This window comes from Streptomyces sp. NPDC045695, from assembly GCF_056432025.1.
On sequence record NZ_JBWKJU010000006.1, the window covers coordinates 1 to 19629 of the forward strand.

Genomic DNA, 19629 nt, shown 5'->3' on the forward strand with positions numbered 1-19629 from the left:
AAGGCCTCCGTGCGGTGAGTTCCTAGACAGCTCCCACCACACCGGAGGTCTTCGCCATGTTCAAGACCTGCCGAGTGTCAACAACGCTCGTGATCCATACACCTAGGTCCTGTGGTCAAAGTGGCGCCGGTCAGGCCCGCGGTGTCTGGTGCCGTGCATCGCAAGGCGGAGGGGCGCTCGTGTACGGGACGTACTCGGGCGCCCCGACAACGCGGCGCGGTGCGGTGCCGGACACCGCGGGCCAGGCGGGACTGTGACGACAGGACCTAGGGCTGGCCGGGCTGTTGGTAGGGCTGGAAGTGGGCGGGCGCGTGGTCGAGGGGGAGGGTGGGGTCCCAGGCCGTCAGGCACTGGGCGCTCGGCACGAAGAGCGGCTGGGGCAGTGCGTCGGCGGGCCAGAACCTCCAGGACCTCAGGGCTTCCTCACGCTGGTGGGGGATGCCGGTCCAGTGGGTGACGAGGACGGGGGCCGTGATCCGGACGACGTCGCCCACCCGGTCCAGGAGTGTGCCCAGCACCTGCACGGCATCGGGGTCGGCCACGATCCCGGCCTCCTCGTGGAGTTCACGGACAGCGGCCTCGGCAAGGCTTTAGCCTGGCTCCACAGTTCCGCCGGCGAGCTCCTAGGCTCCGCGGCGGTGCAGCCCGAGCAGGACGCCCTGCGGGCTGTGGACGATCACGCCGACCCCCAGCGCTGCCGTCGGCGCGGGTGGAGCGCTGCTGCGTGGGCGGGTCGGTACCCGCTCGGGGCGGCGTGCCGAGTACAGCCGGTAGGAGACCGTGCTGTCCGGCTGCGGGGAGTCGATCGCGGTGACCGACTCCATGATGAGGCCGCGTTCGCCGAGGAGGTCCTCCCACAGCTGCGGAGTCAGCGTCCACATGTTCACGGGGTGGTCTTCGGTGGTGCCGGGCAGCCGCAGGATCTCAGGCCGCGCAGCCACCCGGGTAGCGGGGCCGACCCCGGCGGAGTTCGTGTGCAGCGCGGAGAAGAGCAGGCGCCCGCCGGGCCGAAGAGCGTTCGTGAGGGCGGGCAGGAGCCGGGCCGGGTCCAGGTACGGGACCGAGCAGACGGAGTAGATCAGGTCGTACGGACGTGAGTCCCGCAGGTGGGTCACGGCGTCAGCGCGGACCAGGTGCAGGCCCGGAGTCTCCGGGTATCGGGCGAGGGCGCGCTCGTGCTGTGCGGGGGAGGCGTCCACGGCGGTGACGTCGGCGCCCGCGGCGGCCAGGCGGGCGGCGTGCCGGCCGAGACCGTTGCCGAGGTCGAGGACCCGAAGTCCCGAGACCTCGCCGAGGACCTCGATGCCGGGCCCGGCGCCCTCGATTCCCCAGTGCCACTTCTCCAGTTCGGGCAGCTCGATCCCGCGGGCCATTTGGTGTGTCCCGTAGGTGTTCCAGATTGCGACGGTGTCCTTCTCCATGGTCGACAAGTCCTCCTTCAGGAAGCGGGGCGGGGGTCAGGGGCGTAGGGCGAAGCAACGGAGCACATCGAGGTCGGCGCTCTGGACGCTGGACCAGCCGGAGGTGAGGAGTTCGGTCTCGGCGGGACTGATCCCGAGGCTGCGGAGGGGGTCGGTGTCCTCGCGGCGGCCCGCGATCTCGGTGACCACCCAGAAGACCCCACCGGGTGCGAGGAGATGGCGGACGCGGCTGAGGAAGGCCCCATTGTCGTCCATCCACCGCTACACCAGACGGCAGGTGATGACCGCGTACGCGGGATCCGGCAGGGCCGTGAGATCACCGGTGGCGATATCGGTGCACTGCCAGGCCGGCCCCGAACCGGGCCGTGCGTCATGGGAGGCGGCGAGCGCGACGGCACTGGGGGAGATGTCGATGCCGGTGGTGCGGTATCCGAGGTCGTGGTGGAGATGGCGGGCCAGGGAGCCGTCACCGCAACCGATGTCGAGGGCCGGGCGTCCGCGGCCGGCGCCGAGACGCTCGTCCATCAGGCGCGCTTCGGTACCGTCCAGGCGCCGGTAACGCCGGCCCCCGGACCACAGCGCCTCCCAGTACCAGACGGACCGGACGGACGGGCGGCACGGCGTTCCGCGCGAGCGGGGAAGGCATCTCCCGCAGCGCGCGGACCGGGGAGAGGACCAGGAGGACCACCGGGACGACCTGGAGGATCGCGCCGACGGCGAGGGTGCCGCGTACGCCCAGGAGGAGGACCAGAGCGCCGGCGACCGCGGCGGCGACGGGTCGGGCACCGGCGGTGAGCGTGGTGCTCACGGCCTGCATGCGGCCCTGGAAGCGTGGCTCGCACAAGGTCTGTCTCAGGGATCTCTGACTCGTCCCGGAGGCCGTCGCCCAGAACAACTGTGCGGTCAGCGCCGCTGCGAGGGCGATCTGCCAGGCGAGGCCGGTGCCGGCCAGCAGGAGGGGGATGTGGGCCAGCGGGCTGACAGCGAAGCCGATGATGATCGTCGGTCCGATGCCGATACGGGAGGCGATGCGCGGGGCGAGGAGCGCCCCGGCCAGGCTGCCGGCCCCGCCCCCCCGCGCTGGCCACCACGGACAAGAAACCCTAGCCGCCCGAGTAGCTCACTGGTCAGATCGTGACTGGGCCGTGGGCGGTGGCGAACTCGACCGAGACGAGGCCCGGTTCCTCGTCCCCGACCCAGGTGACGTCGATCTGGTCGAGGGGGTGGTCGGCCGGTTCGCCGAGGAATTCGGCGATGGAGGCGGCGTCGCCGGCGATGGAGACCCCGTGGATGGTGGTGGGGGTGCGCGGGTCGGCGCTCGGGCGCTCCTCGGTGGGCACCAACCACTGGAGGAAATAGGGAAGTTGGGGGTCGTCCAGCAGTTCCAGCAGGCCGATCTGCTTCCACCTCAGGTCGTACCCGTCGGGGCGGACTCGGTGGCCCTCGGCCGAGGTGCGGCCGAGGCGGCCCTCGACCGGGGTGATGTCGTCGACGGAGACCACCCAACCGAGCCAGCCGCCGCCCTCGGCGGCGCGGCGCGCGACGGCCTGGCCGAAGGGGGCGCGGTCGGCGGCGGGGTGGTCGAGTGTGGTGACGACCTCGACGTAGGTGCCGCCGCTCAGCGGGAGAATGAAATTGCGGGTGCCGAACCGCGGGTGCACGCCCCCGTCGACGAACCCGGCGCCGAGGGCCGATCCGATCCACTGGACGGTAGAGACGAAGCTGTCGCGGGCCACCGCATAGGACACGTGATCAAGTCGCACCGCGCCATCATCACCCGACAACCCGCACACATCCCGACGCCACGCCAAGGAGACCCCCGTCGCGTGCACGATCCGGCCGATGGTCTGCTCGGCGAACACGCGCAGCCGCTGCGGCGGCTCCACCTCACCGGTCGGCGGGCCGGGTAGGAGGCGCGTGCGGCCCGGCGTGACAGCAGGAGCTCGGGGCCGTTCCCGCTGTCGTTCGCGGCGCAGGACGAGGTGGACGTCGACCGGCACGGTGTGCCGGTGCCCGCCGCTCACCGCGGCGTCCCGGGGCGGTGAGCGAGCAGCGCGGTGAACACGCCGTCTTCGTGCAGGACCGCGTCGTGGTGGGGGCGGGCGGAGGGGTGGTCAGCCGAGTCGAACGGGGTCACGTCTCTCCGATCTCCAAGCGCGGGCCGCGAGCAATCGGCCGAGCCTCGCGGTGTTCAGCGGTCGGGGTGGTGCCGGGTGTCGGTGACCTGGGTCAGCCACGGGACGGCGGTGTCGCGGAAGCTCTGGTGGACCGGGATCAGGTCGGGCGGGTTGCCCAGCGCGGTCAGGGTGACGGCGATGCTGGTGGCACCGTCGTCGAGCGCGCACAGCTGGCTGCCGCAGGCCGGGCAGAAGCCGCGCCGGGAGTCCGGCCACGTGTAGTGCCACGTCGGCTCGCTGCCGCCGTTCCAGGTCAGGCCGCCCAGGGGGAAGGAGACCCAGGACATCATCGGGGCCCCGGACAGCCGCTGGCAGTGTGGGCAGCTGCAGGTGTGGGGGTAGTCGGGGTTTCCGGTAACCGTGAACTGGATCGTGCCGCACTGGCAGCCGCCGGCCCGCGGAGTCTCGGTGGGAGGGGGAGTGGTCATGGGGTCGCTTCCTTCGGTGCGTGGTGGTCGGGGTGGAACTCGTGGGGTGGGTGTGGCGCCTACCGCTTCGGGGCTGAGGGGAGCGGCCAGGAGAGTTCCGCCGTCCTGCGACATCGCCGACATCGCCGACATCGCCGACAGCGAACCGTCCGAACGCGGGCCCGGCACCCGGCCCAGGATCGGCTCACCGTCGTGCTGGATGAGCACGCTCTGGCCGCCGTACAGCAGACCGAGCATCTCCTCCCGGCGTAATGCCAGGAAGGCGTCGGGATCGGGCCCTGTTGGAGGTGGCCGGCGGCTTCCAGCCCGGCGATCATCGCCGCCCGGGCGGTCTGCGTTCTCTCCTCGAGGAGGGGTTCGGAATGGCTAGACGGCATGGCGGGCGGCACGGTGGAATCGGGCACGTACGACTCCTCACGTCGGGGTCGGAGGGACCCCGGACGGCGGGCAGAGCGGGGAGACGGTCAGGTCCAGCCGAGTTCGGTGTAGGTGCGGCCGGCCCGGATGCCGTCGATCGCGGCGCGGGTGTAGGGGACGATCCGGTCGGGGAGGGCGTCGGCGGGCCACCAGTCCCAGGAGACGCAGCGGTCCGGCTCGCGCACCTGCGGTGTGCCGGTCCACCGTCGGGCGCGGAAGACGAGCTGCATGCGGGGCTGCCCGCCGGGATGATCCACGACGTGAACGACGTGCACGAGCTCGACGTCGCCCGGATCCACGTCGATGCCGGCCTCCTCCTGCGCTTCGCGGACCAGGCAGGCGACGGCGGACTCCTGCTCGCAGTGGCCGGCGAGGAAGTGGTGGGTGGAGCCCGCGTATGCGGAGTCGGGGTGCCGTAGGCCGAGGAGTACCCTGCCGTCCTGCTCCAGATAGAGGTGGACGCCCACGACGTTGAGGCGCGCCCGCCCTCCGGCACGGGCTTGCACCGGTACCGGGACCACGGTGGGGGCAGGGGCAGGGGCAGGGGCAGGGGCAGGGGCAGGGGCAGGGGGATGGGGATGGGCATGTACCTGGGCGTGGTGGAGGTCGATGACCTCCTTCGTCCACGGGCACATCGTCAGATACCGGATGGTGCCGGCGTCGAAGTGCCGGAACATGATGCCCTCGGGACACGGCAGGCTGTCGGCGTCGCCGTCCCAGGATCCGAGGTACACGCGGATACGGCCCTTGACCCCGTCGGGGCCCCGGCTGTCGACCACCGTGAACTCCTCCAGCGGGACCACCAGGCCGGTCTCCTCCAGCAGTTCGCGCTCCACCGCTTCCCGGCAGGACTCCGCTCCTTCGCGGCCACCACCCGGGATGCTCCAGGTCCCCGGGTCGCAGATCCTCTTGTTGGCGTCCCGCAGGTGCAGCAGGTAGCGGCCTCGGGAGTCGACCAGCAGCGCGGCGGTTCCGCTGGGGTCGTCGGGCGTGGTCACGGTCATCACAGGCTCCTTGAGGTGGGGATGCGGCGGATGCGCCGGTAGAGCGGTCGGCGGCAGACGGAAGGTGGGACGGCGCCCGTGCTCACGAACGGTCCCTTGCGGCCGGTGTGTCGTGGTCACCGGTGGGCTGCCCCGGGACGGAGGCGTCGAAGGCTGAGGCCTGGACCAGGTAGGCGTCGCGGAAGTCCCCGGTTCCTGTCTTCGCGTGCATCAGCTCGGCGAAGGTCCCCGACGCGGCGACCCGGCCGTCCTTGAGGACGTGGATCAGGTCGGCGTGACGTACGGAGTGCAGGCGGTGGGTGATGAGCACGATGGTCTGCCCGGTGGTCGCGGCGAGAGCCCGGATCTGGTCGAAGACGCGTTGCTCGGCGATCGCGTCGAGGGCGCTGGTGGGCTCGTCCACGATCAGGATGTCGGCTTGCCGGTACTTGGCGCGGGCGATGCCGATGCGCTGCCACTGGCCGCCGGAGATCTGGTGGCCGCCGCGGTAGCCGCGTGCCAGCAGGGTGCCGAGCCCCCGGGGCAGGTCCGCGAGGACCTCGTCGGCCCCGGAGAAAGCGGAGGCCCTCTCCACCGCCGGGTCGTCGATGGCCTGGCCGGCCTGGCCGATGCCGACGTTGACGCGGAAGGTGAACGGCCATTGGTAGAAGTCCTGTGACATCAGGGCGACGCGTCCGAAGACCTGGTCGCGGTCCGCGGCGGCGGCGTCGACGTCGTCCCACCAGATCGTCCCGCTGCCCTCATCGGGCAGGTACAGGCCGGCGAGCAGTTTGACCAGGGTGGACTTGCCGGAGCCGTTCTCACCCACCAGCGCGATGATCTTTCCCGTGGGGAACGCCAGGCTGACGTCGCGCAGCGTGGGTGATGGCTCCTCGGAGCCGCTGCCGGGGTAGGTGAAGGTCACCGCCTCGAACCGGACCTCCCGCAACCGCTCGGGCAGCGGCAGCCTGCCCACGGGGATGGCCCGGGTCCTCGCCTCCCGGCACAGCCGCTCGAAGTCGGCGACGAACAGCGATTCCTGGTGCAGGTCGGTGATCTGCAGCACCAGGGTGTCCAGGCTCGCGGCGCCGGTACGGATGGCCAGGACGGCCGTGCCCGCGACGGCGAGTTCCATCGCCCCGCCCCAGAGCAGCGCGCCCAGCGCTCCGTAGGCGAGGAGGGTGGCGATACCGCCGGCGCCGTCGGCGATGAGGCCGATGCGCGCGGCGCGGCGGGCCAGCCGGGTCTGCTCGCGTTCGCCGGTCTCGGCCATGGCCCGGAAGTGGCCCAGCAGGAACGGGCCGACGCCGTGGACGCGGACCTCCGCCGCCGCCTCCTTCTGGGTCAGCAGCTGCCCGAGCAGATGCCCGGCGCGGGCGTGCTGGACGAAGGCGTGGAAGGAGATGTACCGCTGCTTGGCGATCGTCAGCGAACTCCAGGCGCTGGGCAGGGTCATCAGGACCAGCAGCGGGAGCAGTACCGGGTGCAGGACGGTCAGCACACCGGCCGCGGCGATGAGCGAGACAGCGGAGTTGAGGGTGTTGGTGCAGTAACGGATCATGCGCCGGGCGGAGTCGGCCCCGTACCGGGCCGCGTCCAGGAGCCGGTGGAACTCGTCGTCCTCGATCGCTGCGAGCTCCGTACGGTGCACCAGCCCCAGGTACTGCTCGGTCGCGACCCGCTGCACCTTCGGCTCCAGCGCCCCTGTGGCGGCCGTCGACGCCGACCGCAGCAAGGACCCGAGTAATGCGGTGACGGCCACGACGACGAGCGCGGGCACTGCCTGAGTGAGCCGCGCGTTGGTGCTGCCGGTGCCGAGGATGTGGGCGAGCACGCTGTTGACCGCGACGAGTCCCACGGCCTGGGCGATGCCCCGGCCGGCCTCGGAGGCCAGGACGATGCGCAGGGCCCGGCCGTCGGCCAGGTGCGCGAGCCGCAGGCCGGTCCCGGCCAGGCGCGGCAGTTGCTTGGCCATGGTCCACAGCCCGAGCTTCAGCCAGGCACCCTCGTGCCGCTCCCAGCCGATGTCGTAGGCGAGCTCGCCGCCGAAGAGGAGCCGCTCGGACTCCGACACCCGCGCGGCGCCCGATCCAGATCCGGATCCGGTCTTCTCGTGCTCGCTCATGCGGACCTCCCGGTGGCCAGTCGTGACGCACCGGAGCGCGTGGGGAGCGCGTCAACGTGGCGCCCGTGCGCCGGGCGGGGGCGGAGGGCGGCCTTGGCTTGTTCGATTGCGGCAGGCGCTGCGTGGTGGGGCGGCGACGGATTCACGAGGTCCTCCGGACGGGCGTACGGCTGGTACTGGTGCTCTAAGAACGGCTGCCGATCGGGTCCGTCACGGCCGATCCGGGGGCGAAGGGTGAACGAATGTTCTCGTCGGCTCGGGTGGGCTTGGCGTACCTGTGGTGGCGGAGCTGAAACTCGCTCGAACAGGGTGGACTCACCCGGCCGGGGGATTGTCGGCTGTGGTGCGGTCGCCCGGTTCCGCGGCCTTGCGCGGGCATGCAGGGGGCAGTGTCTTCCGCGCCTGGGCCGGGATGTTGGCATAGGGGGTCAGCCAGCCCGCCGGCCCGCTGCAGTGAGGGTGCGTGAGCCGTCGGCGAGGTCGTTTCCGACTTCGCCTCCCTGCGCCTGCCCCGTGCAGGAAACCAGGGGTTCCGAAAGCTGCTCCGGTAGAGCTGAGACGAGACGATGTCAGGGCTCGGGCAATCCCGAAGTCGAGCACACGCGGCCCGTCGTCCGCCCCGCCCAGCCGTCGGCGGACGGTGCTTTTCGTCGCCGAACCGGCCACCCTGCACGCCGACGCCCTCCACGTCCTGCGGGGCGCGGCCTCGGCCCGAGAGGCAGGACCACGGACCTGAGCCGGCATCCGCAAGCGGTATCCGGTGTCCGGCAACCGGCAACCGGCATCCGGCAACGGTCATCCGGCAATCAAACGCCCGCCAAGTCCGTGGCGGCGTCGCCCGCCGCAGTGCCCCCGCGTAGCCCTGGCGCGAGAAGCAAGGTCGCGGCCAGCGAGGCCGCCGCCGTCACCACGATCCCGGTGGCCGGTGACGTCAGCTCGGCCACGGCCCCGGCCACTGCCGCGCCGATCCCCTGCATGGTGAGCATCCCGGAGCTGTGGAGGCCCAGCGCCTGCCCGCTGAGGGCGTCAGGCGTCAGCGCCATCAGCCGTTCCTGGAGCAGGAGTCCCGCCGCGTACCCGAACGTGGCGACGGTGGCCAGCGCCAGGGCGACGGGCAACCCCGGGCTCAGGGAGAAGAGCAGGTAGGGGGCGGCGAGCAGGACGCACAACGGTACGGTCAGCCGCTCTCGCCACCGGGCCGGCAGGAAACGGCCCGCGGCGACGTCCCCGACGAGCATCCCCACAGCCCCGAAGGCGAAGAGGAGGCCCGCGTCATCGGGCGAGTACGGGACGTACAGCGACTCGACCCCGACGATCAGTCCGTTCGGTACCCACAGCGCGAGGTAGACGTACCGCCGGGGCACCGACGACCAGAGCCGTGCGTTGGTGCGCCAGCTCTCGGCGACCGAGGCCCTCCCCGTGCCCCGGGGCGGCCGGCTGCTGAGACCGCAGCCCGCCGCCACAGCGGCCAGCACGTACAGGCCGGCGGACAGGAGCAGCGTGCCGCGCGCCGAGAACACCGTCACCAGCGCGCCGCCGAGCGCGAAGCCGAAGATCTGGACGACCCCGGCCGACATGTTGAGGACGGAGCGCCCCAACAGGTAGCCGTCCCGGGTCAGGACCTCGTTGAGCAGCCCGTACCTCACCCCGCCGCTGACCGACCCGACCACGCCGAGCCCCAGGAGGACCCCGAACACGGCCCAGACCGGCAGCCCGGGAACGGCCTGCACGGCTGTGCCCGCACCGAAGAGGAGGCTGAGGACCGTCATGGCGGCGCGCGGTGGCAGCCGATCCGCACCGGACAGTACGGTGGCCGCCCCCACGACCTGGGCGAACGCGGTACCGAACATGGCCAGGGAGGACAGCAGGGCCGAGTCCGTCTGCTGGTACACCAGGACGCTCAGGGCCAGCCCGCTCACCGTCTGGGCCATGGTCTGCCCGGCCGAGGCGAGGAAGAGGGGGGTGAACTCGCCGGTACGAAAGAGCTTCCGATACGAACGCATGTCGGGCAGCCTCTCCGGCATGCGAGCCCGGTCGTTAGATTTTCGCGGGGAGGCGAAACCAATGGGCTGGTGGCGAGTCGATACGGGCACTCTTGCCGGGAGCCATTTCGTCATCTCTCCGCTGGCCGAGGTGCTCGCCGGCCTGAAGACCCTGCATCGCGGCCGCGGCGCACACGTCGGTGAGCACCGGTGGCTCGCCGCTCACCTCTCCGGCTACCGGAACCGTCTTGCCGGTGACCGCGTCACAGCCACCCTGATCAGGGCCGGGCTCGGGCGCCGGTGGAACGCAACCTTCCTCACTCCCACCCCCTCGGGCGACGGCGGTCGCGCGTTCGCCGAGGAGTTGGAGCAGATCCGCAGCAGTGAACCTGCGGCCGTTCGCACCGACCTCGAGGAGTCACTGAACGGCTCGCTGCCGACCCTCCTGCGCCGCGATGACCTGGCCCAGCGGGCTGCGGACCTGTTGGAGTGGGTGTGGACGGAGGCCGTCGAGCCCACCTGGCCGCGCCGGCTTCGGATGATCGAGGCGGACATCGTCGCCCGTACCGCGCAGCTCGGGCTGCACGGCTGGGCCACCGCTCTGAACGAGATGCGCCCGGGCATGCGCTGGCTCGGGGACGACCGTCTGCAGATCACCGTTTGCGACAGCCCACCGCTGGAGCTTTCACGCGGGCAGCTGATGTTCGTCCCGGTCACTCCGAGCCAGAGCTGGGTTTGTTGGGACGTCCCGTCCGCCGACCCCCGGCGCTCGCGTTCCGCCCCGCGGCACGCGGTCGTCTACCCGTGCTCGGGGGTCCTGGCCGACGACGACCTCCGCGCGCCGCCGCAGGCTCTGGCCGCTCTACTCGGCCCCGCCCGGGCCGAACTCCTCACCCTGCTCGACACTCCGAAGAGCACGACCCAGCTCGTGGCTCTCACCGGCCTCCCCCTGGGCTCGGTGGGCCGGCACCTGCGCATCCTGCGCGAGGCCCGTCTGGCCCAGCGCCGGCGCGCGGGCCGCTCGGTCCTCTACTTCCGCACTCCGACCGGCCAGACCCTCGTTGCAGCACAATTCACCGGGTGAGGACGGGCATGCCCAGGTCGACCAGCTGTGGCCGGCCGGCGGTGGGAGCGGCCGGCGGTGGGGGCGGCCGTCGGTGGGGGCGGCCAGGGCCCCTGTGTCGTGTGGTTTCGGCCAGACCGTAGTCTTCTGGCCATACGCACGGGTGGGAGGGGGTATGGATTCATGGCACGCAAACCTGGACGTCGAAGGGGCATTTGGGCGATCGCCCTGCTGGTGCTGGGCGTCGCACTGATCGGCGGACCGATCGCGTTCATGCTGAGCTCGTTCACCGCGACGCATCAATCCGGCGACAGCATGCGGCCCACGTTCGCGCCGGGGGATCTCATCGTCCTGCGCAAGGATCCGGCCGAGGTCCGGCGCGGAGACGTAGTGGTCTACGATTCCGGCGAGTGGGGGATGCAGGGCCTGCTCCTGGGACGAGTGGTAGCGGTGGGTGGAGACCGCATCTCCTACGCCCTGGGGAACGCGGCCCTGACCCTGAACGGTCAGCCGCTCGGCGAGCCGTACGTGAACGGCGCTCCCGGTGACGGTGGGGTGCCCTTCGACGTCGAGGTGCCGAAGGACCGGGTATTCATCCTGGGCGACAACCGCGGCAACGCCGCCGACTCGCGCTTCCATCAGGACAGCAACAGGGGCACACTGCCGGAATCGGCCGTGACGGGGGTCGAAGAGGACCAGGAGGGCACGGTGTCCATGGGCCTCGGCTTGGCGCTGTTCGCGGGGATATGCCTGCTGCCCGTGGGGGTGGGTTTGGGGATTTCCGCACGTGTGGTGCGGCGGCGGGAGTCCGTGCCGGCGGCGGTCCGGTCCTGATCAGGGCCAGTCCTCGGTGATGGGGTACATGTGGGCGTAGGGGTTTGGCTCCCCTGTGGAGGGATCCAGCCCGGCCCTGAGCCGTCGATGTTGCTCTCGCCAGCTGACGAACGTGTCCGTCCGCTTCCACAGCGACGCATCGCCGAGTGGGCACGCCTCGAACTGGCCCAGCATCATGCGGGTGATGAACTGGACCATGTTGCAGTCGAACAACGCCCATGGCGCCTCGCCCCACGAATGGTGCCGGCGCCAGGCTATGACGGGCCACCTGTCCGGATCTGGGCCGTTCATGAGCCAACCCATCTCGTTGGCGTTCATTCCAGAACCCCAGGGCAGGATGGCATCGCCACCCAGCGTCACGTCCTGGACTCCTCCCTCGTCCTCCCAGAGCTGGCGCAGGCCGACCGCCATGCCCCCGATGTGACACCCTTCCCACCCGCGCACGTCACTCGGGAGCGGGGGCAGAATGACGAGGTCTCCGAGATCGCCCACGCCGTACGTGTCCAGCAGAGCCTTGTAGTCACTGGGCAGCTTGGCGCCCAGCGCCGCTTCTGCCGCAGCCCAGTCGATCTGCTCGCCGCCTGCGAGGTCTGCCGGCACAAGGTCGAGCAGTCCCGCGACGTCGGGATGAACACCCATGACGAAGCCCCCCCTTGGATCAGTGGTCCCCACCTTAGTTGTGTGGTCTGACACCGACGTCACACCATGAAGTCGCACCGACGTCGCACCGCGGCATCGGGCCGACCGCACTGTCGCTCAGTGGCACTCATCGTCCTCTCGATTGGGGCTCGAGCCGCCGGTTCGCGGCCGGCTACTGGCAGGCCCACAGACGTACGGTCAGCACCGACACGACGGCGGCCGCGCGACCTCGCTTGGCGTCCGACGCGGGGGCTCACCGTGCTCGGCGGCTCAATGATCGCCGGGCACCCGGCCGGGCGGCGGCCGGGGGAGCGGCCGTACTCAGTGAAGGGCGTGCCGGTCCGCCCAGGCGGTGAGGGCGGCGGCGATCGTGAGGGGCTGGTCCTCGGGGGTGTGGTGACCGGCGACCGCGTCGTGGTGCTCGATCTCGAGACCGGCGATGTTGCGCGCGCACCAGTCGACTATCTCCGGGCCCATCATGGTGCCGGGCCCGGCCGCGAAGGTGAGCAGCAGTTTGGGTACGTCCGTACTGGTGGCCAGCCACTTGTCGTAGTCCTGGATCCGGGCGACGACGTCGGTGGGTTCGCCTCCCAGTGGCATCGAGCGTGGCCACTGCAACAGCGGGCGGCGGCTCTCCCTGGTGGGGAACGGGCGCCGGTAGACGTCCAGGTCGGCCGGGTCGAGCGGGGTGGCGACGGTCCCGGGCAGGGCCTGCTCGATGAAGGTGTTGTCATCGAGGATCATGGCCTCGCCAATCTGAGGCGTCTTGATCGCCCGGAACATCGGACGACCGCCCTCGGGGAACTCCTCCCAGGTCATGGGCTTGACGATGGTCTCGGTGAACGCGACGCCCCGCACGCGCCCGGGGTGCCGGGCGGCCCAGTCGAAGGCAAGGGCACCGCCCCAGTCATGCCCGACCAGCACCACGTCGTCGAGGCCGAGCGCATCGAACCAGGCGTCCAGGTAACGGGCTTGGTCGGCGAAGGTGTAGCGGATGTCGGGCTTGCCCGAGACCCCCATTCCGATCAGGTCCGGGGCCAGCAGCCGGCCCGGTGCGCCGACGGTGGGCAGGACGTTGCGCCACAGATGGGAGGAGGTGGGGTTGCCGTGCAGGAAGACCATCGGCGCACCGGCGCCGAGTTCGCGGTGGTACATGGTGGAGTCGAGAACGGGCTGAACGGGCAAGGTCGTTGCTCCTGGCGGGGCGTGGTTCCGGGGGCTTGGTACTCAGTGCTCGGTGCTGGGAGGTCAGCGGAAAGCGGGCGCGGTGCGTGCGGCCCAGTCCGCGAAGGTGCGCGGCGCCCGGCCGAGGAGGTGCTCGACAGCGGGGCTGGGCCGCTGCTCGGCGGGCAGCGGCTCGCCGAGGATGGCGAGGGTGCCCTCCACCACCGGTTCGGGCATGAAGGCCAGCATCTGCGCGCGGGCCTCTTCGCGGGACTGCTCGACGAACCGCACCGGCGTACCCAGGGCCTCGCCGATCACGGTGGCCCGTTGACGCGGTGTCACGGGGGCGGGTCCGGTGAGGTCATACGTGCTGCCCGCGTGGCCGGTCCCGCGCAGAACCGCAGCCGCGACCTCGGCGACGTCCGCCGGGTCGACGGTGGGTAGTCCTACGTCGCCGAACGGCGCGGCAGCCGTACGGTTCGCGCGGATCGTTCCGGCCCAGGCGAAGGTGTTGGAGTTCAGGCCACCGGACCGCAGGATCGTCCAGTCGAGCCCCGACTGGCGCACGGCCTCTTCGAAGGCCACGTGGTGCCGGTAGACCTCCGGCCGTGTGCCAGCCCCTTGCGAGGAGAGCAGGACCACCCGCCGTACTCCGGCTGTCCTGGCGAGGTCGAGGATGCCCTGCGGGTCCTCGCCGGCCACCAGCAGGAACAGCGCCCGGGCGCCGTCGAGTGCGGGGCGCAGGCTCTGCGGGTCGGCCAGGTCGGCGGCGAAGTGCCGTACGCCGTCGGGGCGTTCCTCTGCGTGACGGGAGACGGCGGTCACCTGCTCGCCGTCCTCGGCGAGGATCCGGACCAGCACCCGGCCGACGTTTCCGGTGGCACCCGTGACAACGAACATGAAGACTCCCTGTGTAAGTTAGTTGGCTGACTTAAAACGGGATCGTAGCCCGCATCGCGTCAGGCGTCTACAGTTAGTCAGGTGACTCACTCAAAGAATGTCCGTCGCTCATCGGGCAAGCGGGAACGGCTGGCGGCCGCGGCGGCGCAGGTGCTGCACGAGAAGGGCGTCGAACAGACCACGCTCGCCGACATCGCCCGCGCGGCGGACGTCCCGGTCGGCAACGTGTACTACTACTTCAAGACCAAGAACGAGCTGGTCGAGGCGGCGATCGACGCCCACATGCAGGGGCTGCGGGCCGCGATCGACGCGCTCGACGCACTGCCCACCCCGCAGGAGAGGCTGAAGGCTCTTCTGCGGGACTGGGTGGAGCAACGCGACGTCACCGCCCGGTACGGCTGCCCCACCGGGAGCCTCGCCTCGGAACTCGACAAGCGGGCCGACGGCCTCGACACGGCGGTGGCCAAGGTGATGCAGCACCTCATCGACTGGGCCGCAGAACAGTTCCGGGCCATGGGTCGCGAGGACTCGGGCGAGCTCGCGGTCGCCCTGGTCGCCGCGTACCAAGGGATCTCCCTCCTCACCAATACGTTCCGCGACCCCGACCTGATGACGGCCGAAGGGTGCCGCCTGGAACGGTGGATCGACTCGCTCACCTGATGCGGCGCCGTCGGCCGGAGGCGCGGGGCAGTGGTCCTGGGGACCTGGGCGTGCGGGTATCGCCGTAGCCGGTGGCGGCGTGAACGGCCGAACCGGCGCCCCCGGCGTGCGGCGGCGCGTTGTGGATCCGGCCCGGGTGAAGGCGATAGCGATGGCTGGGGGAGGGGCGGTGGCGATGGGGGAGGGGCGGCGGCCGGGCACCCGGACGTCTCCGTCTTCGCCGCCGCCCGGCAGGGCCAGGCCCGGATTCCCAGATGCCCGAGATGTCATCACGAAGGTGGAGCAGGTAGCGCCCGACGCCGTCGTGGAGGAGCGCAGGCGCGTTAACCGGCTCGATCCGGCCGTCGAGCCCCGGAGAGATCAGCTTGGCCCGCAGGCTGGGGTATGCGCCCTCGTCGAAGGGGGGCCACCCACTATGCCCCCGATACCTAGTACTCCAGCCGTAGTTCGTGATCTCGATCGTGAGGGGCGCCGAGGAGGCAGCTGGCAGCGTCGATCATCTGGACGAGACCGACCACGCCGTCGCGGGCGTCCGTTCCTTCTCCGCCTACCCGAGTCCACCGAGACGGAGGGCGTTCCTTATCTCGCTGAGCTTCGCGGTCGTCGCCGGGGTCCACTCCTTCGCCTGCTCACCGAGACGGAGGGCGTTCTCAATCTCGCTGAGTTTCGCGGAGGACAGAACGCCCGCTCGCTCGATCAGGTCGTCCCGGGACACGGTGGTCAGCCACGTGCAAGGGGTAAAGCCCGGACGTGGCAACGCGAACCGCAGCACGCCTTCAAAGGGCAGTCCTTCCACGGCGCCTACTGCCACTTCGACGCCCAGACCGGTGATGTCGACACCCGCCCGAGCGACGACCTGCATCACCCGGATCCCGGAGGCGTCGTCTCCCGACAGCAGCACGACGGGCCGCCGCTCGTCGAACTCCACCCACCAGACTTCGCCACGTTGCACATGTCCTCCTGACACAGGAACGGCGGGCGGACGCTGCGCGACCCCGACGCGCTGTGGAAACGGGTGCGGCGACCCGTTGATCATCGGTGTGTGAAGACAAACGATCACGCGGTGGCCACAGGTCACAGCGTAGACCCTGCCCGCTGGCAGGAGGCGTTCGAGGGCCTGATGAGCCGGATAGCGGGACGGTTCACAGGGGTCGAAGCCCGGTGCCGGGTCTAGAAGTTGGTGCTCGGACTGCTGTCGGATCTGCCGCGCAAGAACTGCTGGACCATCGCCGAATGGGCCGGGGAGAGGACCCCGGACGGCATGCAGCACCTGCTCGGCCGGGCCAAGTGGGACGCCGACCGGGTCCGCGACGATGTGGGTGACTACGTGGTCGACCACCTGCACGACGACCAGGCGGTAGTGGTGGTCGACGAGACCGGGGACGTGAAGAAGGGCACCGGCACGGGCGTCCAGCGCCAGTACACCGATACCGCGGGCAGGATCAAAAATGCCCAGCACGCGGCAGTGGACCGGGAACTGTACGTCCCGCGTTCCAGAACGCTCGTGATGACTCACGGCATCTTGATCCAAACGAAGCGACCTAGTTGGGCGTGTATCGAAAGTGCGTGTGGCGACAGGTGTGGCGTAGTACTCCTGGAGACCTCAGGACATGCCTCTTCACTTGGAGCTGTTGATGGCCATTCGCCGTGTCGTACCCAATGTCCAGTCGGAGGCTGTGCAGGAGAGCCGGGAGTTCTACGGCCTGCTCGGGTTCGAGGAGGTCATGAATCACGGCTGGATCATGACGCTCGGCTCCCCGTCCAGCCCGGCGGCGCAGGTCAGTTTCATGGCCAGCGACAAGACCGCACCAGTCACACCCGACATGAGTGTCGAGGTGGACGATGTGGACGCGGCCTACGAGGTCATGCAGGCGAGCGGCGCGGAGATCGTGCACCCGTTGCAGGACGAGGAATGGGGCGTGCGCCGGTTCTTCGTCCGTGACCCCAACGGCCGGGGGGTCAACGTGCTGGGCCACCGCTGACACTCATTCCGGCCGCGCGACAGTCGATCTTGCCGAGTGCTGGCGGACGGCCGCCGTGGGAGCCCGTTTCTTGCGGGAGGCGTACGCCTTGTCGGCCTGCACCCCGTCGGGCCGGGTGCGCGGCCTGCCGGGACCGATACGACGCACCCGGATCTTCTTCAGCTCGGGCTCGCACTGAGGGGAGCCACCGTGCTGTCCGGCAGCGATCATCATCGACATGGGCTCCTGGCCCTGCTCGATGGCCAGGGCGGCCGCGCGAGTGTCCTAGTCCCCTTTTTCCGCGCTCTGGCGGCGTGCTAATGAGCCCGACAGGCCGTGGAGTTGACGTGACGTCCAGGTGATCAGCTGCTTCACGTCGGTCTACGCCTGGGCCTGGGGTCCGGCGAAGATGGGCTGCCAAGTGCCCCTCCGGCTGCCAGCGGCGGAACAGGTTGTACACCCGGGCCCATAAGCCGCGACCCACCAGGCGATCGCTTCATTGGTTTCGGACCGTTCGGCTCGCCGACCGGACCCGCCGCAAGCCGAGCACCGATAGCGTGCTCGCCCGGCGGGCCGCCTGCCGATCAACCACCAGCCGACCCGCCAGGCCAGCATGCCCAGACCTCAATCGCGGACCAAGTCGTAACCGGCTGGACGCCGTGGTTGGCGTAGTTGCGAGGCAGGGACGGCAGGAGCGGGGAGGCTGAAGACGGCGTAGGCGTGCGACTCAGGACCGGCGGGCCATCCTCGGCTCAACCCCCGTGAGTGCCCGGAGCGGTTCGATGTCGGCGGCGGCCACGGCGGCCCGGCATCATGGGCGCCGCGACGAAGGGGAGGTGGGTGGGGGGCGTCGTCAGCATTGATCGCTGAACGGGTCCATTGGGGCGTCCTGGTCCGCCGCCCTTGGTCGGGTACCTGTCTGGTTCCTGCCTGTGAAGTCACCGGCTGGTCCGGTGTCGGTCAGCACCAGGCGGTGCCGTCGTGGCTGGCTGTCAGTTCGATGGTGTACTCGCTCGGTTTCGCCTGGGGTTCACCCGGGATGTTGAAGGCGTCGGGAAAGGACATCGAGAGACCCGGTAGTGGGCGATGAGGTCGTCGCGACTTCCGGGGTGGTCAAAGGTCCGGCCGGCGTACGCGAAGCCGTCGTCTTCGTCGCACCCGCTGTAGGGATCACCGACCTGTGTGGACCCGGGCCACGCGGCAGTCAGAATCGGATCCTCTTGCAGTTCGTCTGCAAGGTGCGCATCGCGCTGCGAGCAGCCGATCATGGTAGACGCCGCTACCCACACCCCTGCGCAGCAGGCTGCGGGCACGGCGAGTGCCAGCAGGACTACGGCAGCACGCTTGAGTATTTGCATAGCCGAGGAGCCTAACCAGCCCGCCCATGGCTGCAACACTTCCTCGACCTCCGGGTGTGGCCGGGGCTGCGAGCATCGCGGGACGGACGTCGCATCGCTGCTGTCCCGACAGCTCTCGGGTGAGCTTCGGCGGTACTCGGTCCGACTGCGGTGGCACGTCACGTCGTACGTGGCAACAGGCCGACGCCCTGCCCGTCCCGGAAACGCTGCGGCGCCTCGTCCGAGCCGTCCTCAGGCACCATGACGGTCGGCTCGGCGACGACGCCGCTGTCCTGCTGTGCGAATGGCACGACCGCCGGACCCGGTACCCGCAACAGTCCCCATGCCGCCCGGCGCTCCCTGATCCCTGAAGCAGGTGCCCCTGGCGGCAATATCTGCCGGTTGTCCGTCTATCGGACAGGGCATTGCGTCGTGTCCCTGGTACGCCCAGACTGAGCGGATTACCAGCCGACAGAACAGCAGGTACCGTCATGGATCAACACATACACGTCCGCGTGAAGGACGGCGTGAACGTGTCTGCTGTCGGGGAACTGGTCGAGACCTACCGCTGCAAGTGCGGCAGTACCTGGACGAAGATCTACCAGGTAGAGGGCCGGGAGCCGGACGCGCTGCCGGGCGCCTGAGGGGCCCTGACCCGGATTCCTCCGCGATCCGCACCCTCGGCGCCCAGTTTTCTTGCGCGGCCGTTTCCTTACGCCATGTCCCCCGTAAGACCCAGACCCGTCGAACCCTGCTCTCCTTCAGTCGTGCGGGATCCCTCCGCGCGGCCGGGCTCCTGGAACCCCTGAGTGCCCCGCATGCTCTGAGGGGTCTCGGTCGCGGTCTGCATGCCTTGAGCGGACCCGCTTCCCTGGGCGCCCTGCATTCCCTGCATTCCCTGCGCTCCCTGGCTTCCCTGCGTTCCCTCGATGCCCTTGGATCCCTTGCTCTTGAGCTCGATCTTGTGCCGCCTGCTTTCGGACGCCTTCGGAATACGAACCGTGAGTAGTCCCTCACTGAGGTCAGCGTCGCACTCGTCCGCGTTGACTGTGCCCGGCAGGCTGGTGCGGTAGGAGAACTTGCCGGTCCTGCGGGAGAGGACCTTGCCCCGGTGCTCCTCGGAGACCTCGCCGGTGATACTCAGTTCGTTGTCGTCTATTTCGATGTTCACGTTCTCGCCGGGTACGCCGGGCAGCTCCATCGGCACGACGTACGCGTCATCCGTCTCTTCTTCCTCGGCCATCGGCAGCCACTGGCCGCCGCCGACGGTGGCTGCCGGCGCAGCGGCCTGCTCCAGCAGCCGGCCCATCTCACCCCACATGTTCTCGAAATCCCGGAACGGGTCCCACGACGGCCGCAGCCGCTCGGAAAGACCGCCTCCGCGCCGAATGGGCAGCGCCATTGTTGACACCTCCATGTCATGCGACCGGGAGGTCGAACGAGAAGCAGCCACCAGGACCGCTTCCTGCTCCCGGTATTCGGCCCTGTCCGCCCTGTCGTCGGCTAAACCAGCGCCACCGAAGCAATCGGTTGCCGGT

General features: G+C 70.2%; 20 protein-coding genes and 2 pseudogenes. 6 read left to right on the forward strand and 16 right to left on the reverse strand.

The features are described 5' to 3' along the window. Nucleotides 1-266: 266 nt before the first annotated feature. From AC07DU_RS12705 to AC07DU_RS12745, 9 genes and pseudogenes are all read right to left on the reverse strand, one after another. Nucleotides 267-575 (reverse strand): annotated as a pseudogene (locus AC07DU_RS12705) (NUDIX hydrolase); the annotation flags it as partial. A 48-nt stretch (nucleotides 576-623) separates the two neighbouring features. After that, nucleotides 624-1421, reverse strand: a complete 798-nt coding sequence (locus AC07DU_RS12710; RefSeq protein ID WP_479111175.1) for a class I SAM-dependent methyltransferase — start codon at nucleotides 1419-1421, stop codon at nucleotides 624-626. 36 nt (nucleotides 1422-1457) lie between these two features. Beyond that, a complete protein-coding gene (locus AC07DU_RS12715) occupies nucleotides 1458-1676 on the reverse strand; it encodes a hypothetical protein (RefSeq protein WP_479111177.1) in 219 nt (72 codons plus the stop codon). A 6-nt stretch (nucleotides 1677-1682) separates the two neighbouring features. After that, nucleotides 1683-1946 carry a class I SAM-dependent methyltransferase gene (locus AC07DU_RS12720; RefSeq protein ID WP_479111179.1) on the reverse strand — a complete coding sequence of 88 codons (264 nt, stop codon included), beginning with the start codon at nucleotides 1944-1946 and terminating at the stop codon, nucleotides 1683-1685. A gap of 602 nt (nucleotides 1947-2548) precedes the next feature. Then, entirely contained in the window at nucleotides 2549-3445 is an 897-nt protein-coding gene (locus AC07DU_RS12725) for a VOC family protein (RefSeq protein ID WP_479111181.1), read from the reverse strand. Between the two features lie 167 nt (nucleotides 3446-3612). Then, nucleotides 3613-4026, reverse strand: a complete 414-nt coding sequence (locus AC07DU_RS12730; protein WP_479111183.1) for a GFA family protein — start codon at nucleotides 4024-4026, stop codon at nucleotides 3613-3615. A gap of 464 nt (nucleotides 4027-4490) precedes the next feature. Next, nucleotides 4491-5447: an NUDIX hydrolase gene (locus tag AC07DU_RS12735; protein ID WP_479111185.1), complete on the reverse strand. Its 957-nt coding sequence runs from the start codon at nucleotides 5445-5447 to the stop codon at nucleotides 4491-4493. 82 nt (nucleotides 5448-5529) lie between these two features. Continuing rightward, entirely contained in the window at nucleotides 5530-7551 is a 2022-nt protein-coding gene (locus tag AC07DU_RS12740; RefSeq protein ID WP_479111187.1) for an ATP-binding cassette domain-containing protein, read from the reverse strand. A gap of 806 nt (nucleotides 7552-8357) precedes the next feature. Continuing rightward, nucleotides 8358-9554: an MFS transporter gene (locus tag AC07DU_RS12745; RefSeq protein WP_479111189.1), complete on the reverse strand. Its 1197-nt coding sequence runs from the start codon at nucleotides 9552-9554 to the stop codon at nucleotides 8358-8360. Between the two features lie 61 nt (nucleotides 9555-9615). On the opposite strand from AC07DU_RS12745, the gene AC07DU_RS12750 reads away from it, so the two are divergent. Both AC07DU_RS12750 and lepB read left to right on the forward strand, forming a co-directional pair. Beyond that, complete coding sequence (locus AC07DU_RS12750) at nucleotides 9616-10617, forward strand: ArsR/SmtB family transcription factor (protein WP_479111191.1); 1002 nt, start codon at nucleotides 9616-9618, stop codon at nucleotides 10615-10617. 162 nt (nucleotides 10618-10779) lie between these two features. Beyond that, nucleotides 10780-11430, forward strand: a complete 651-nt coding sequence (gene lepB, locus AC07DU_RS12755; protein ID WP_479111193.1) for a signal peptidase I — start codon at nucleotides 10780-10782, stop codon at nucleotides 11428-11430. On the opposite strand, the gene AC07DU_RS12760 is transcribed toward lepB, so the two are convergent. From AC07DU_RS12760 to AC07DU_RS12770, 3 genes are all read right to left on the reverse strand, one after another. Further along, entirely contained in the window at nucleotides 11431-12069 is a 639-nt protein-coding gene (locus AC07DU_RS12760; protein ID WP_479111195.1) for an SMI1/KNR4 family protein, read from the reverse strand. It abuts the gene before it with no gap. Between the two features lie 321 nt (nucleotides 12070-12390). After that, the gene (locus AC07DU_RS12765; RefSeq protein WP_479111197.1) at nucleotides 12391-13254 is read right to left on the reverse strand and encodes a haloalkane dehalogenase; all 864 of its coding nucleotides are present in this window, start codon (nucleotides 13252-13254) and stop codon (nucleotides 12391-12393) included. A gap of 63 nt (nucleotides 13255-13317) precedes the next feature. Further along, nucleotides 13318-14133 (reverse strand): NAD(P)H-binding protein, encoded by an 816-nt coding sequence (locus tag AC07DU_RS12770; RefSeq protein ID WP_479111199.1) that lies wholly within the window; start codon nucleotides 14131-14133, stop codon nucleotides 13318-13320. A gap of 81 nt (nucleotides 14134-14214) precedes the next feature. Here AC07DU_RS12770 and AC07DU_RS12775 point away from each other — a divergent pair, with 81 nt between their 5' ends. Beyond that, nucleotides 14215-14793, forward strand: coding sequence for a TetR/AcrR family transcriptional regulator (locus tag AC07DU_RS12775; protein WP_479111201.1), 579 nt, complete (start codon nucleotides 14215-14217; stop codon nucleotides 14791-14793). Nucleotides 14794-15340: 547 nt separating this feature from the next. Here AC07DU_RS12775 and AC07DU_RS12780 read toward each other — a convergent pair. Beyond that, entirely contained in the window at nucleotides 15341-15745 is a 405-nt protein-coding gene (locus AC07DU_RS12780) for a type II toxin-antitoxin system PemK/MazF family toxin (RefSeq protein ID WP_351408166.1), read from the reverse strand. A 225-nt stretch (nucleotides 15746-15970) separates the two neighbouring features. On the opposite strand from AC07DU_RS12780, the pseudogene AC07DU_RS12785 reads away from it, so the two are divergent. Both AC07DU_RS12785 and AC07DU_RS12790 read left to right on the forward strand, forming a co-directional pair. Next, a pseudogene (locus AC07DU_RS12785) lies at nucleotides 15971-16294 on the forward strand (transposase); the annotation flags it as partial. A 133-nt stretch (nucleotides 16295-16427) separates the two neighbouring features. Next, the gene (locus tag AC07DU_RS12790; protein ID WP_479111203.1) at nucleotides 16428-16775 is read left to right on the forward strand and encodes a VOC family protein; all 348 of its coding nucleotides are present in this window, start codon (nucleotides 16428-16430) and stop codon (nucleotides 16773-16775) included. A 3-nt stretch (nucleotides 16776-16778) separates the two neighbouring features. On the opposite strand, the gene AC07DU_RS12795 is transcribed toward AC07DU_RS12790, so the two are convergent. Together AC07DU_RS12795 and AC07DU_RS12800 are read right to left on the reverse strand one after the other, a co-directional pair. Continuing rightward, nucleotides 16779-16994: a hypothetical protein gene (locus tag AC07DU_RS12795; RefSeq protein WP_479111205.1), complete on the reverse strand. Its 216-nt coding sequence runs from the start codon at nucleotides 16992-16994 to the stop codon at nucleotides 16779-16781. Nucleotides 16995-18270: 1276 nt separating this feature from the next. Further along, entirely contained in the window at nucleotides 18271-18402 is a 132-nt protein-coding gene (locus tag AC07DU_RS12800; protein ID WP_479033713.1) for a hypothetical protein, read from the reverse strand. A gap of 180 nt (nucleotides 18403-18582) precedes the next feature. Between AC07DU_RS12800 and AC07DU_RS12805 the strand changes: the two genes are divergently transcribed. Continuing rightward, nucleotides 18583-18735, forward strand: coding sequence for a hypothetical protein (locus tag AC07DU_RS12805; RefSeq protein ID WP_479033228.1), 153 nt, complete (start codon nucleotides 18583-18585; stop codon nucleotides 18733-18735). A gap of 68 nt (nucleotides 18736-18803) precedes the next feature. Here AC07DU_RS12805 and AC07DU_RS12810 read toward each other — a convergent pair whose 3' ends face one another. Beyond that, the gene (locus AC07DU_RS12810) at nucleotides 18804-19493 is read right to left on the reverse strand and encodes an Hsp20/alpha crystallin family protein (RefSeq protein WP_479111207.1); all 690 of its coding nucleotides are present in this window, start codon (nucleotides 19491-19493) and stop codon (nucleotides 18804-18806) included. Nucleotides 19494-19629 lie beyond the last annotated feature (136 nt).

Excerpts from the sequence above, each read along its gene's own strand:
- AC07DU_RS12710 (WP_479111175.1), bottom strand. The coding sequence starts at position 1,421 with ATGGAGAAGGACACCGTCGCAATCTGGAACACCTACGGGACACACCAA.
- AC07DU_RS12715 (WP_479111177.1), bottom strand. The coding sequence starts at position 1,676 with ATGGACGACAATGGGGCCTTCCTCAGCCGCGTCCGCCATCTCCTCGCA.
- AC07DU_RS12720 (WP_479111179.1), bottom strand. The coding sequence starts at position 1,946 with ATGGACGAGCGTCTCGGCGCCGGCCGCGGACGCCCGGCCCTCGACATC.
- AC07DU_RS12730 (WP_479111183.1), bottom strand. The coding sequence starts at position 4,026 with ATGACCACTCCCCCTCCCACCGAGACTCCGCGGGCCGGCGGCTGCCAG.
- AC07DU_RS12735 (WP_479111185.1), bottom strand. The coding sequence starts at position 5,447 with ATGACCGTGACCACGCCCGACGACCCCAGCGGAACCGCCGCGCTGCTG.
- AC07DU_RS12740 (WP_479111187.1), bottom strand. The coding sequence starts at position 7,551 with ATGAGCGAGCACGAGAAGACCGGATCCGGATCTGGATCGGGCGCCGCG.
- AC07DU_RS12745 (WP_479111189.1), bottom strand. The coding sequence starts at position 9,554 with ATGCGTTCGTATCGGAAGCTCTTTCGTACCGGCGAGTTCACCCCCCTC.
- AC07DU_RS12750 (WP_479111191.1), top strand. The coding sequence starts at position 9,616 with ATGGGCTGGTGGCGAGTCGATACGGGCACTCTTGCCGGGAGCCATTTC.
- lepB (WP_479111193.1), top strand. The coding sequence starts at position 10,780 with ATGGCACGCAAACCTGGACGTCGAAGGGGCATTTGGGCGATCGCCCTG.
- AC07DU_RS12760 (WP_479111195.1), bottom strand. The coding sequence starts at position 12,069 with ATGGGTGTTCATCCCGACGTCGCGGGACTGCTCGACCTTGTGCCGGCA.
- AC07DU_RS12770 (WP_479111199.1), bottom strand. The coding sequence starts at position 14,133 with ATGTTCGTTGTCACGGGTGCCACCGGAAACGTCGGCCGGGTGCTGGTC.
- AC07DU_RS12790 (WP_479111203.1), top strand. The coding sequence starts at position 16,428 with ATGGCCATTCGCCGTGTCGTACCCAATGTCCAGTCGGAGGCTGTGCAG.
- AC07DU_RS12795 (WP_479111205.1), bottom strand. The coding sequence starts at position 16,994 with ATGTCGATGATGATCGCTGCCGGACAGCACGGTGGCTCCCCTCAGTGC.
- AC07DU_RS12805 (WP_479033228.1), top strand. The coding sequence starts at position 18,583 with ATGGATCAACACATACACGTCCGCGTGAAGGACGGCGTGAACGTGTCT.
- AC07DU_RS12810 (WP_479111207.1), bottom strand. The coding sequence starts at position 19,493 with ATGGCGCTGCCCATTCGGCGCGGAGGCGGTCTTTCCGAGCGGCTGCGG.